Genomic DNA, 12,475 nt, shown 5'->3' with positions numbered 1-12,475 from the left:
AGTCCGCCGCGCGGGCGCACCCGGTGCGGGCGGCTGGGCAGGGGAAACGACTGGAGCCAGCCGCCCGGCGCCCGGCATCATGGAGGGCGGACCCGCACCCGTGAACGGAGAGCCATGAAGATCGGAATCGTCGGAGCCACCGGCCAGGTCGGCGGAGTGATGCGCGACATCCTCGCCGAGCGGGCCTTCCCGGTGGACCAGTTGCGCCTGTTCGCGTCGGCCCGGTCCGCGGGGCGCACGCTGCCGTGGCGGGACGCTCCGGGCGGCGGGATCACGGTCGAGGACGCCGGCACCGCCGACTACTCCGGGCTCGACATCGTGCTGTTCTCCGCCGGCGGCGCCACCTCCAAGGCCATCGCCGAGAAGGTCGCCGCGCAGGGCCCCGTGGTGATCGACAACTCCTCCGCGTGGCGCCGCGACCCCGACGTGCCGCTGGTGGTCTCCGAGGTCAACCCGCACGCGGTGGCCGACCGCCCCAAGGGGATCATCGCCAACCCGAACTGCACCACGATGGCCGCCATGCCCGTGCTCAAGCCGCTGCACCGCGAGGCGGGCCTGGTCTCCCTGGTCGTCGCCACCTACCAGGCGGTCTCCGGCTCCGGCCTCGCCGGCGTGGAGGAGCTGTTCCAGCAGGTGCGCGCCGCGGGCGAGGAGGCGCCGAAGCTGACCCGGGACGGCTCCGCGGTCGACTTCCCCGAGCCTGCGAAGTACGTCGCCCCGATCGCGTACAACGTGCTGCCGATGGCCGGCTCCCTCGTCGACGACGGGCTCGACGAGACGGACGAGGAGCAGAAGCTGCGCCACGAGTCGCGCAAGATCCTGGAGATCCCGGCGCTGAAGGTCTCCGGCACCTGCGTCCGCGTCCCCGTCTTCACCGGGCACTCGCTCCAGGTCAACGCCCGCTTCGCCGAGCCGCTGAGCCCCGCGCGGGCGAAGGAGGTGCTGGCCGGCGCCGAGGGCGTGGCGCTCGCGGACGTGCCGACGCCGCTGGGCGCGGCGGGGCGGGACGTGTCGTACGTGGGCCGCATCCGGCGCGACGAGACGGCGGAGAACGGGCTGGCGCTGTTCCTCTCGGGCGACAACCTGCGCAAGGGGGCGGCGCTGAACGCGGTGCAGATCGCGGAGCTGGTGGCGGCGGAGCGGCGCGGCTGACCGGCACGGCTGACCGGCACGGCTGACCGGCACGGCGCAGCCGGCCCGGCGCGGGCTGACCGGCACGGCTGACCAGCGCTGCCGACCGGCGGCCGGGCCCGCGTCCGGTCGGGGTTTCCACAGGCGGTACGGGCCGTCCGGCCGCCTGGATCGACGGGGGTGCCGCGGTTGTCCACAGGCCGCTTCGCGCGGGGGTCCACCGTGCGAGGATTGCGGTCAGTCGTAGGGATAAGGAGTAGCCCAGGTGCCTGGCACGAATCTGACCCGGGAAGAGGCGCGGGAGCGAGCGCGCCTGCTGCGGGTGGACGCGTATGAGATCGACCTCGACATCTCCGGCGCCAAGGAGGGTGGCACCTTCCGGTCGGTGACGACGGTGCGGTTCTCGGCCGCCGAGGAGGGCGCGGAGACCTTCGCCGACCTCATCGCGCCCGAGGTGCACGAGGTGGTGCTCAACGGCACCGCGCTCGATGCCGCCGAGGTCTTCGCCGACTCCCGGATCGCCCTGCCGGGGCTGCGCGCGGGGGAGAACGAGCTGCGGGTCGTCGCCGACTGCGCGTACACCAATACGGGTGAAGGTCTGCACCGCTTCGTCGACCCGGTGGACGGCGAGACGTATCTCTACACGCAGTTCGAGGTGCCCGACGCGCGCCGGGTGTTCGCCAGCTTCGAGCAGCCGGACCTCAAGGCGACGTTCACCTTCACGGTGACCGCGCCGGCCGGCTGGCAGGTCATCTCCAACTCCCCGGCGCCCGAGCCGGCGGACGGGGTGTGGCGCTTCACGCCCACGCCGCGCATGTCGACGTACATCACCGCGCTGATCGCCGGGCCGTACACGTCGGTGCAGAGCACCTGGGAGGGCGACGGGCGGACGGTGCCGCTCGGCGTGTACTGCCGGCCGTCGCTCGCGGAGTTCCTGGACGCGGAGGCGATCTTCGAGGTCACGCGGCAGGGCTTCGACTGGTTCCAGAAGCGCTTCGACTACCCGTACCCGTTCGAGAAGTACGACCAGCTCTTCGTCCCGGAGTTCAACGCCGGCGCGATGGAGAACGCGGGCGCGGTGACCTTCCGCGATCAGTACGTGTTCCGCTCCAAGGTCACGGACGCGGCGTACGAGATGCGGGCCGACACGATCCTGCACGAGCTGGCCCACATGTGGTTCGGCGACCTGGTGACCATGGAGTGGTGGAACGACCTCTGGCTGAACGAGTCGTTCGCCACCTACTCCGCCACCGCCTGCCTCGCCCAGGCGCCCGGCTCGCGCTGGCCGCACGCGTGGACGTCGTTCGCGAACCAGATGAAGACGTGGGCGTACCGCCAGGACCAACTGCCGTCCACCCACCCGATCATGGCCGAGATCACCGACCTCGACGACGTGCTGGTCAACTTCGACGGCATCACCTACGCCAAGGGCGCCTCGGTGCTCAAGCAGCTCGTGGCGTATGTCGGCGAGGACGAGTTCTTCCGCGGCGTGCAGGCGTACTTCAAGCGCCACGCCTTCGGCAACACCCGGCTGACCGACCTGCTCGGCGCGCTGGAGGAGACCAGCGGGCGCGATCTGACGGCCTGGTCCAAGGCGTGGCTGGAGACCGCCGGGATCAACGTGCTGCGGCCCGAGCTGGAGACCGACTCCGACGGCGTGGTCAGCTCGTTCGCCATCCGCCAGGAGGCCCCCGCGCTGCCCGCCGGCGCCAAGGGCGAGCCCGTGCTGCGCCCGCACCGCATCGCGATCGGGCTGTACGACCTGAAGGACGGCCGGCTGGTCCGCACCGACCGGCTGGAGCTGGACATCGACGGCGAGCTGACCGACGTCCCGCAGCTCGCTGGCCGCCCCCGCCCCGCGGTCGTCCTGCTCAACGACGACGACCTCACCTACGCCAAGGTCCGGCTGGACCCCGCCTCCCTGGACGTGGTCACCCGGCACCTCGGCGACTTCGAGACCACGCTGCCGCGGGCGCTGTGCTGGGCGTCGGCCTGGGACATGACCCGCGACGGCGAGCTGGCCACCCGCGACTACCTGGCCCTCGTCCTCTCCGGCATCGGCAAGGAGAGCGACATCGGCGTGGTGCAGTCCCTGCACCGCCAGGTGAAGCTGGCCCTCGACCTCTACGCGGCCCCCGACTGGCGCGAGACGGGCCTGGCCCGCTGGTCGGCCGAGGCCGAGACCCAGCTCCACGCCGCGGAACCGGGCAGTGACCACCAGCTCGCCTGGGCCCGCGCCCTCGCGGCCACCGCCCGCACTGACGGCCAGCTCGACCTGCTCGCGGGCCTCCTCGACGGCTCCCGCACGATCGAGGGCCTGGACGTCGACACCGAGCTGCGCTGGGCCCTGCTGCACCGCCTGGCCGCCACGGGCCGCGCCGCCGACGACGCCATCGCCGCGGAGCTGGAGCGCGACAAGACCGCCGCCGGCGAACGCCACGCGGCCTCGGCCCGCGCGGCCCGGCCGACCGCGGCGGCGAAGTCGCGCGCGTGGACGGAGGTCGTCGAGGAGGGCAACCTCGCCAACGCGGTCCAGGAGGCGGTGATCGCCGGCTTCGTCCAGACCGACCAGCGCGACCTGCTGGCCCCGTTCACGGCGAAGTACTTCGACGCGGTCAAGGACGTCTTCGACTCCCGCAGCCACGAGATCGCCCAGCAGATCGTCGTCGGCCTCTACCCGGCCCTCCAGGTCTCGCAGGCCACCCTGGACGCCACGGACACCTGGCTGACCGAAACCCAGCCGCCCCCGGCCCTGCGCCGGATGGTGACGGAGTCCCGCGCCGGCGTAGAACGCGCCCTCCGCGCCCAGCAGTCCGACACCGCCGCCGCGTCCTGACCCGTCCCCCGGTCCGGCCACCCGGCCGGACCGGGAAGGGGGCAGGCGGCGCGGGGGCGGCGGGTGCCGGGGCGGCTGGGGTACGTGGCCTGAGCGGAGAAATCCGGCCGTAACTCGCGGTAACCTCCCCCGCGAATCCGGACAAAGCGCCCGCACGGCCCGAGTTGTGCCCGTCCACGCCATTCCCCGCCCGAAGTCACGCCGGGAACATCGCCGTCGCGTTCACCCAGCTCCCCGTCACCGCGCCCCCGCGGTCCGACGCGAGGAACGCCGCCAGGTCCGCGATCTCCTGCAAGCGCGGGGAGGCCGGCAGCATGCGGAGGTTGTCCAGGGTGTCCAGGACGCCGCGGAGGGCTTCCGGTGTCGCCAGTGCCGGGGTGACCGCGCCCAGCTTCTCCGGGGTGAGGGTCTCCGGGACGCCCGCTGCCCACAGGCCCAGCGCCCGGACGCCGCGCGGGCCCAGTTCCTGGGCGAGGGAGCGGATGAGGGCGTCGATCGCCGAGTCCGCGGGGCGAGACCGCGGGGCTGCGGGCGCTGAGGCGCTACGACGCCGCCGGCCGGATCACCGGCGGGGCCGCGCTGCGGCTGCCCGACGGCCCGGCCCAGGCGGGGGCGGCGCTGGACGAGGCGCTGGCGGAGGCGTTCGCGGATCCGGCGGTGGCGCTCGTGCACGTGCGCGCCGTGGAGCACGGCTGCTTCCTGTACGAGGTACGCCGCCCCTGAGCCGCCTGCGCAGCCGGCCGCGCAGCCGTCCGCGCGCGAGCGGCGCGCCACGGGGCTAGCGTGAGAAGGGACAAATCCACGCAAGACCCCCCGGCCTCGGAGGAGGCGACCGTCATGACCGTACGACCCGAAGGCGCGCCCTGCTGGACGGACGCGACCTTCCGCGACCTGGAGGCCGCGAAGAGCTTCTACGCCGACGTCTTCGGCTGGACCTTCGAGGACGCCGGCGAGGAGGCCAACCACTACACCCAGGCGTCCGCGGCCAGCGGAGTCGCCGCCGGTCTTGCGCCGCCGATGCCCGGGGCGGAGAACGAGCCCCCGGGCTGGACGCTGTACTTCGCCACCCCCGACGCGGAAGCCACCGTCGAGCAGGTCAGCGAGCACGGCGGGCGGGTCGTCATGGGCCCGACGGAGGTCGGCCCGGCCGGCACGATGGCCCTCGCCGAGGACCCGGACGGCATCCGGTTCGGCCTGTGGGAGCCGGGCAGGCACGAGGGCTTCGCGGCGGTCGGCGAGCCCGGCACGTTCGTCTGGGCCGAGGTCGACACCCCCCACCCCGAGCACGCCGACGCCTTCTTCCCCGAGGTCTTCGGCTACCGGGTGCACCGGATGCAGGACGAGAAGATGGACTACGCCGTGTGGAGCGTCGGTGACGGCGCCCCCCTGCTCGGCCGGGCCGAGATGCGCAGGGACTTCTTCCCCGCGGGCACGCCCCCGCACGTGGGCGTCTGCTTCGCGGTGGACGACTGCGACCGGGCCGTGGAAACGACGCGGCGGCACGGCGGCGACGTGACGTTCGGGCCGCAGGACTCGCCGTTCGGGCGGATGGCTACCCTCCAGGACCCGCAGGGCGCATCGTTCACGGTGATCGACGTCAACCGCACGGTCGGGGAGATGCCGGAGTTCGCCTGAGCGGGCCGGGCGCCGGGCCCCGGGCCCGGGCGCCGGTCCGCCCGGGGCCGGTCCCCGGCTCTGTGCGCAGGCGTGCGAGAGGCGCCCGCCCCCGATACGGAGCAGGCGCCTGCGCGCGGCGTACGGCCGGGGCCGTCAGCCCTTCTTCTTGTCGGCGGCGACCACCAGTCCGGCGATCACCGCGAAAGCCACCAGCGGGGTGAGCACGAAGAGCCCGAGGGTCTCCGCGACGCTCAGCCCGGGGCCCGGCTGGTCGCCGTCGTCGCGGCTGAGCGCGGAGGCGGCCGGGGACGACATCAGCATGATCAGCGCCGTCCCGGCGGCGAGTGCACCGGCGCGCAGGGTCTTCTTCGTGTCCACGTTCACACGGTAGCGAACGCCTGCGCCACCCGCGCGCCCGGGGTCGCCTCACGTGCGGTGTCTCCTACGGGTCCGGCTCCCCCGCCGTGCTCAGGTGCGCGGTCACCGGCAGCAGCCGCGGCTCCGCCCGCGCCTCGTCCACCCGTACCCGCAGCCGCTCCGCCGTCACCGGCCCGGCCAGCGGCAGGATCCGGTACGCGCCGATCGTCGTGCCCGCCGCGATCTCCCGCCACTGCCCCGTCCCAGGGTCCTGCGCCAGGACCGTGAAGCGCTCCACGCGCTGGCCGTGCCGGATGTCCTCGGCGAGCCGGACCCGGTCGAACGTCTGCGGCCCGGCCCGGTCGAGCACGTTCTCGCCGTACACCGCGCGCACCCGGTCCCCGAAGGCGCGCAGTTCGCGCACGTCCTCGGCGGCGATCCGGCCGTCGCGCGCGGGCGGCACGTTGAGCAGCAGCGGGGCGTTGCGGCCGACGCTCTGCTCGTACAGCGCGAAGAGTTCGTCCGCGGTCTTGGGCCGCTCGCCGGGGTGGTGGAACCAGCCGGGGCGGTTGGAGACGTCGGCCTCCGCCGGATACCACTGGAGGTACTTCACGCCGTCGGCCAGCAGCTTCGCGCGCGAGCCGATGTCGGGGCCGGTGGAGTCGTCGGGCAGCGCGCCGTGGGTGGACCAGGGGTCGACGGTGTGCGGGGTGACGCTCCACTCGGTCTCGCGGGCGACGCCGCGCTCGTTGCCGACCCAGCGGATGCCCTGCGGGCCCTGGAAGACGACGGTTTGCGGGGAGAGCGCGTGGATCAGCTCGTACCACTGCCGGAAGCCGTACTCCTGCGTGATGCCCGCGTCCCGCCACGGGTTGGCGCCGTCGAGCCACAGCTCGTCGATGGGGCCGTACTCGGTGAACAGCTCGTAGACCTGGTTGAGGTAGTAGGCGTCGTAGTCGTTGGTCCGCGCGCGAAACGTGGGCAGCCGCCCGGCGGCGACGTCGTCGGCGCGGTCGTCGCCCTCGGTGAGGGTGGGGATGGTATGCGTGCGCACGGGGCTGCCGTTGCCGTAGCGGCCGTGGCCCGAGGGCGGGCCGCCGTCGGCGAGCGCGGTGCGCTCGACGCTCGTCAGCGGCTCGCCCGCCTCCTGCTGCGCGCGCAGGTGCGCCAGCCAGTCGGCGTGCCAGGCGTGCGGCAGTTCGGCGCCGTCGGACGGCGAGAGGTAGACGCCGACGCCGAGGCCGGCCTTGCGGGCTTCCCTGACGTACGTGCCGAGCAGGTCGCGGCTGTGCGGGCTGGCGGCCACGGAGTGGTCGGAGTAGCGCGTGGGGTAGAGGTTGAAGCCGTCGTGGTGCTTGGCGGTGAGCATGGCCGTCTCGGCGCCCATCGCCTTGTACGTGCGCATCCACTGGGCGACGTCGACCCGCCCGGGGTCGAAGAGCGCCGGGTCCTCGGCGCCCGAGCCCCACTCGCGGTCGGTGAGGGTGTTCATGCCGAAGTGGGTGAAGGCGGTCACCTCGCGCTGCTGCCAGGCGAGCTGGCCGCGGGTGGGCACGATGTGGGCGGCCTTGGCGAGGATGCGCTCGGGGGTGTCGCAGTCCTCGACGGTCATCTGGGAGGCGGGCTCGATGGGCCGGGTGCACTCGTCGGCGGCGGCTGCGGGCTGGCGGGTCGACGGCAGCAGGGCGGTCGCCGTGAGGGCGACGGCCGCGGCCGACGTGCCGACGGAACGGGCGGCTCTACGCACGGGGCTCCTCCTCGCTCGTACGACCGGACGCCTCGCCACTGCCACCCGGCTCCCGGCCGGACTCCTCGCCGTGTTCCCCGTCGCCGGCGCGTACGCCCGGGTCTCCGCCCGCCCTGCCGCCGAGTTCGCGCACCACCTCCGCCAGCAGCCGGTGCGTCCGCGGTGAGTCCGCCAGCTCCTCCAGCAGCACCGCGCGGCCGTCCGCGTCGGCGACCGGCAGCCGCCAGCCGGGGTACTCGGCGCCCGCGCCCGGCACGTGCTGCGGGCGGCGGTCGCCGGCCGCGTCCGGCAGCCAGACGGCGACGAGCCGCGCGGGGGTACGGGCGAGGAAGCGGTACAGGCCGGTGATGACCGACGCCTCGTCGGCCCGGCCGCCGGGCAGCAGCCGGAGCCGGTCGAGCAGGTCGAGCCACGCGCCGACCTCGACGGCGTCGGCGGCGCGGGCGGCAGACAGCGGGGCGGCGACGAGGCCCAGTTCGTGGCGGAGCGCCAGGTGCGCGCCGCTGAGCCGGGCGGGGGCGGGCGGCAGGCCGGGGCCGGTGACGGTGGCCAGCACGGCGGCCGGCCAGTCCTCCGGCGGGCGCGGGCACGGCACGGCCGCGCCGGGTTCCGGCGCCGGGTCGCGCCGGCTCCACAGCACCGAGGTGCCCAGCACGCCGCGCGCCGCCAGCGCATCCCGTACGCCGTGGTCCGCCGGGCCGGCCGCATCCTCGCCGAACCCGCCGAACCCGCCGAACCCGCCGAACCCGCCGAACCCGCCGAACTCGCCGATCACGGGCGTGCCCGCCCGGTGGGCCTCCAGCGCCAGCACGCCGAGCATCGCCGCCGCGTCGTACGAGACGTACGTGCCCTCCCCCGGCGGCTTTCCCGCCGGCACCCACCACTGCCGGAACAGCCCGCTCACGCGCCCGACGCGCAGCGCCCCCGCCCGCCGCAGCGCCGCGCGCAGCACCGAGCGGTACGGGCCGTAGTCCGCGGCGGCCAGCCGGTCGGGCCGCCACGGCGGCACACCCAGGTCGGCGCCGCCGGCGCCGCCGGTGTCACCGTCGTCGTCACGGGTGCCGGGGCCTTCGGGCGCGGTGCCGACGGTGCAGCCGGCGGCGAGGACGGACTGCTCGGCCCAGGCGTCGGCGCCCGACGGATGCACGCCGGCCGCCAGGTCGTGCACGACGCCGACGGCCATGCCCGCATCCTTGGCGATGCGCTGGGCCCGCCACAGCTGGTTGTCGGTGAGCCAGGCCAGCCGGCAGTGGAAGTCGATGCGGTCGAGGAGGTCGTGCCGGGCCCGGGTGGTGGCGGTGGAGCGGGGGTCGGCGAGGCCGCCTGGCCAGGAGCGCCAGTCGGGGCCGTGGATCTCGGCCAGCGCGCACCAGGCGGCGTAGTCGTCGAGCGCCTGGCCCTGTTCGGCGAGGAAGTGGTGGTACGCGACGCGCCGGCCGGGGGTCAGCTCGACGTGCAGCAGCAGCTCCAGGGCGGCGCGCTTGAGCCGCCACACCTCGTCGCGGTCGATGAGCCCGCCCTTGGCACGTACGGTCTCGCGCAGCGCGGCGGCGCGGCCGGCGAGTTCTGCGGCCTGCGCGCGGTCGGCGGGGGCGAGGTAGCGGTACTCGGGTATGTCCTCGATCCGCAGGTGCACGGGGTCGGTGAAGCGGCGCGAGGAGGGCCGGTACGGGGAGGGGTCCGCGGGGCGGCCGGCCGCGCCGGGCACGGCGGCGTGCAGCGGGCTCAGTTGCACGAAGTCCATGCCGTGGGTGCGCGCGGACCACGCGGCCAGCTCGGCGAGGTCGCCGAGGTCGCCCATGCCCCAGGAGCGGGCGGACAGCAGCGCGGGCAGCGGGAGCGCGAGCCCGGCGCCGCGCCGCCGCGGCTGCGGCAGGCGCGCGGGGGCGGCGATGACGGCGGCCCGGCCGGTGCGCCCGTCGGGGGCGGTGGCGGTGAGGGTGTGGACGCCGAGGGGGACCGGGGCGCGCGGGTCGAGTGCGGTGCCGTCCTCGCCGGCCAGGGCGGTCTTCGTACCGTCAGGCAGTGGGCCGGGGTCGAGGAGGGTGCCGGGGGGCGGCGTGAGGGTCGCGGGCAGGAGGCGGTCCCGCTCCGCGGCGTCGTACGCCGCGAGGGCCGCGGCGACGGCGGCAGGCCCGGAGGCGTCCACGCCGAGCGCGGCGAGGACGGCGACGAGGGTCTCCTCGGGGACCGGGACGGCGCGGTCAGGGGCGCGTTCGTACGAGACCGCGACTCCGTGCAGCGCAGCTAACCGCGCCAGAGACATGCCACCCCCAGGTGGTATGCGACGTCATCGGCTCCGGCGTCACCCACGCATCCGGTCGCGGGCCCCGGAGGGTCGCCGCCGGGGTGAGCCGGCAGGCTGATCGTACTGCGGCTGCAGCGCGCCGTCAGCACGCCGTCACGTGAAGTGAACGGGCGGCAGGGGCTCGCTGATGAGGTTGTCGTCGGCGGCGAGCGGCGGCTCGCTGGTCAGCGGAGTGCCCGCGGCCAGCGGGGGTTCGCTGGTCAGCGGCAGCTCGGCGCAGGAACAGGAGCCGGCCAGGCCGTAGTCGGGGTCGGCGCCCTCCACCGGTTTGTGGTGATGTGCGTGGTGGGCGTGGCTGGCTTCGTACTGAGCGGGAGCGGCCACCGCGAGTCCTCCTCGGTCGACGGCTGGTCACGTCCGCCGCTACCCGGTCGCGGGCCCGGCAGGCGTGGCGGCACGCGTTCGTGCCACACGTCACAGTACCCGGAACGGGCGAATTCACTGTAGCGGGGCCTGTGGAACGCAAGAGCTTGGGCCTGCACGCCCTCCCGACCCGCTTTTTCCGTCGCGGGCCGGGAGGGCGGAGGAGGTGCCGGGCGTGCCTGAGAGCTACGGGCGGACCTCCTCCAGCGGCAGGTGCAGCACGGCGGCTCCCTGCGGCGCGAGGTTGTCCGCCGCGAGCCGTTCGACCTGTGCGGCGTCGAGGGCCCGGTCGGACAGCCACACCTCGTCCACCGCGCCGACGAGCGGGTTGTTGATCCCGTTGACGCGGGCGCCGGCGCGGATGCCGGTGCGGGCGCCCGCGGAGACCGGGCCCGCGACCGGGCCGGAGGCGGCGGCGGCGGCCCCGTCCACGTACAGCGTGATGCCCGTCTCGTCGCGGGTGAGGGCGACGTGATGCCAGGCGCCGTCCGCGAAGTCGCCGGGGGCGGAGACGAAGGTGTTCGCCGTGCCGGTGTTCACGTGGCCGCGGATGCGGTGCTGGTCCGGCTCCAGACGGATCCACCACTTGGCGTCCGCGGCCTCCTCGGAGTGGGCCCAGAGCACGGCCTGCTGCTGTGTCCGCTCGGTGCTGCGGAACCAGGCGGCGGCGGTGAACGGCCCCTCGCCGAAGGCGAGTTCGCCGGTCAGCGGGGTCTCGACGTAGTCGCCGGCGAGCCCCAGCCCGCTGCCGAAGGGCCCGGGGACGCGGCCGGGGGCGCCGCTGACGACGGAGTGGTGGCGGTGGCCCGAGACGTCGGGCGTGACCGAGGGGCGGGGCGGCGGCACGGTCAGCAGCGGGGCGGGCACGTGCGCGTACGTGATCCGCTGGTGGTACGGCAGCAGGCCGTCGCCGGTCGGCGTGCGGTCGCCGTTCTCGTAGAGCACGCCGACGCCGCCGGCGGCCGGTACGAGGTCGGAGTAGCCGGCCGGGCCGTCGTTGATCTGCGGTCCTTCACGCCAGGTGGCGCCCTCGTCGCGGCTGGTGCGCAGGGTGAGGTTCTCCCGCGCGGTGGCGTGCCGGGGCGCGGAGAACACCAGCCGCCGGGCCGGGTCGGAGGCGGCCGGGAGCGTGAGCACGGCGCCCTGGACGACGGGGGCGAGGAGGTCGGGCACCTCGCGGTACGGGGCCTCGAAGCTGGCGCCGCCGTCGTGGCTGACGGTGGCGGCGCGGCTGCCGGGGCTGCTGCCGTGCTGGTCGCGGGTGTTGAAGTAGACGGTGCCGTCGGACAGTTCGGTGGCGGAGGTCTCGTTGGGGATGACGGTGCCGTCGGTGACCTCGTCGACGCCGCCGAGGTGCCAGGTGGCGCCGGCGTCGTCGCTGTAGAGGGCGTGGCCGCCGAAGAGGCGGTTGTCGGGGCAGGCGCCGCCGGGCTCGGGGGCGCTGGAGTGGTTGCCGGGGATGACGAGCCGGCCGGCGTGCGCGCCGCGGGTGAGCTGGGTGCCGTGGCCGGGGCCGCCGACGAAGTGCCGCCACTCGGGCTTCTTGACGTCGGCGGTGATCTCCCGCGGCTCGGACCAGGTGGCACCGTTGTCGTCGCTGTGCTGCATGAACGAGCGCCGGGTCTCCTCGGCCGTCGCCCGGCCGCAGACGACGTCCTGGCCGGAGACGCCGCCGCCGGTGCGGGTGGTGTTGAGCAGGACGCGGCCGGTGGCGCGGTCCACGACGGGCACGGGGTTGCCGAACTTGTTGCCGCCGTCGTCGGCGACGACGGCCAGCTCGCCCCACGTACGGCCGCCGTCCGGGGACCGTTTGAGGACGAGGTCGATGTTGCCGTCGTCGCCCGCGCTGTCCACCCGGCCCTCGGCGAAGGCCAGGAGCGTGCCGTCGGCGGCCTCGGTGATCGCGGGGATACGGAAGGAGTGGTAGCCGTCCTCACCGCGCTCGAAGACGGTGGAGTACGTGATGCGCGCGGCGGCGTCGGTCGGGGGCTCACCCGCGGCGGCGGCCGGTACGGCGCCGGCCAGCAGCAGGCCGCAGGCGGCGAGGCCGACGGCTCTCAACGGCCCCCGGCCGCGGCGGGGTTCGGGGGCGGGTGGACGGGGCGGTGCGGACATG

9 protein-coding genes and 1 pseudogene are annotated in these 12,475 nt (G+C 75.0%); 4 read left to right on the top strand and 6 right to left on the bottom strand.

Annotated features, from left to right (window positions below; translation table 11 throughout):
- The first annotated feature begins 114 nt into the window (after positions 1 to 114).
- Positions 115 to 1,152: an aspartate-semialdehyde dehydrogenase gene (locus tag B124_RS16785; protein ID WP_496503653.1), complete on the top strand. Its 1,038-nt coding sequence runs from the start codon at positions 115 to 117 to the stop codon at positions 1,150 to 1,152.
- A gap of 244 nt (positions 1,153 to 1,396) precedes the next feature.
- Positions 1,397 to 3,967, top strand: coding sequence for an aminopeptidase N (pepN, locus tag B124_RS16780; protein ID WP_496503652.1), 2,571 nt, complete (start codon positions 1,397 to 1,399; stop codon positions 3,965 to 3,967).
- 196 nt (positions 3,968 to 4,163) lie between these two features.
- Here the strand turns inward: pepN and B124_RS16775 are convergent, their stop codons facing one another.
- Complete coding sequence (locus B124_RS16775; RefSeq protein ID WP_496503693.1) at positions 4,164 to 4,430, bottom strand: hypothetical protein; 267 nt, start codon at positions 4,428 to 4,430, stop codon at positions 4,164 to 4,166.
- 41 nt (positions 4,431 to 4,471) lie between these two features.
- On the opposite strand from B124_RS16775, the pseudogene B124_RS16770 reads away from it, so the two are divergent.
- Both B124_RS16770 and B124_RS16765 read left to right on the top strand, forming a co-directional pair.
- Positions 4,472 to 4,690, top strand: a pseudogene (locus tag B124_RS16770) (DUF1203 domain-containing protein); the annotation flags it as partial.
- Between the two features lie 114 nt (positions 4,691 to 4,804).
- A complete protein-coding gene (locus B124_RS16765) occupies positions 4,805 to 5,602 on the top strand; it encodes a VOC family protein (RefSeq protein WP_496503651.1) in 798 nt (265 codons plus the stop codon).
- 135 nt (positions 5,603 to 5,737) lie between these two features.
- Here B124_RS16765 and B124_RS16760 read toward each other — a convergent pair whose 3' ends face one another.
- The 5 genes from B124_RS16760 to B124_RS16740 all read right to left on the bottom strand — a co-directional run bounded on the left by B124_RS16760 (position 5,738) and on the right by B124_RS16740 (position 12,474).
- Positions 5,738 to 5,962: a hypothetical protein gene (locus tag B124_RS16760; protein ID WP_496503650.1), complete on the bottom strand. Its 225-nt coding sequence runs from the start codon at positions 5,960 to 5,962 to the stop codon at positions 5,738 to 5,740.
- A 64-nt stretch (positions 5,963 to 6,026) separates the two neighbouring features.
- Positions 6,027 to 7,688 carry an alpha-L-fucosidase gene (locus B124_RS16755; RefSeq protein ID WP_496503649.1) on the bottom strand — a complete coding sequence of 554 codons (1,662 nt, stop codon included), beginning with the start codon at positions 7,686 to 7,688 and terminating at the stop codon, positions 6,027 to 6,029.
- Positions 7,681 to 9,954, bottom strand: a complete 2,274-nt coding sequence (locus B124_RS16750; RefSeq protein WP_496503648.1) for a 4-alpha-glucanotransferase — start codon at positions 9,952 to 9,954, stop codon at positions 7,681 to 7,683. Before B124_RS16750 ends, B124_RS16755 begins: the two co-directional genes overlap by 8 nt.
- A 135-nt stretch (positions 9,955 to 10,089) precedes the next feature.
- Complete coding sequence (locus tag B124_RS16745) at positions 10,090 to 10,320, bottom strand: hypothetical protein (protein ID WP_496503647.1); 231 nt, start codon at positions 10,318 to 10,320, stop codon at positions 10,090 to 10,092.
- A gap of 225 nt (positions 10,321 to 10,545) precedes the next feature.
- Positions 10,546 to 12,474, bottom strand: a complete 1,929-nt coding sequence (locus B124_RS16740; RefSeq protein ID WP_496503646.1) for an exo-alpha-sialidase — start codon at positions 12,472 to 12,474, stop codon at positions 10,546 to 10,548.
- Between the last annotated feature and the right edge of the window lies 1 nt (position 12,475).

The sequence above is a fragment of the Streptomyces sp. CNP082 genome, assembly GCF_059570535.1.
The sequence above is the reverse complement of the archived record's forward strand: the minus strand, read 5'-3'. Positions and strand labels throughout refer to the sequence as shown.

Coding starts and splice junctions, on each gene's coding strand:
- B124_RS16785 (WP_496503653.1), top strand. CDS start 115: ATGAAGATCGGAATCGTCGGAGCCACCGGCCAGGTCGGCGGAGTGATG.
- B124_RS16765 (WP_496503651.1), top strand. CDS start 4,805: ATGACCGTACGACCCGAAGGCGCGCCCTGCTGGACGGACGCGACCTTC.
- B124_RS16750 (WP_496503648.1), bottom strand. CDS start 9,954: ATGTCTCTGGCGCGGTTAGCTGCGCTGCACGGAGTCGCGGTCTCGTAC.
- B124_RS16740 (WP_496503646.1), bottom strand. CDS start 12,474: ATGTCCGCACCGCCCCGTCCACCCGCCCCCGAACCCCGCCGCGGCCGG.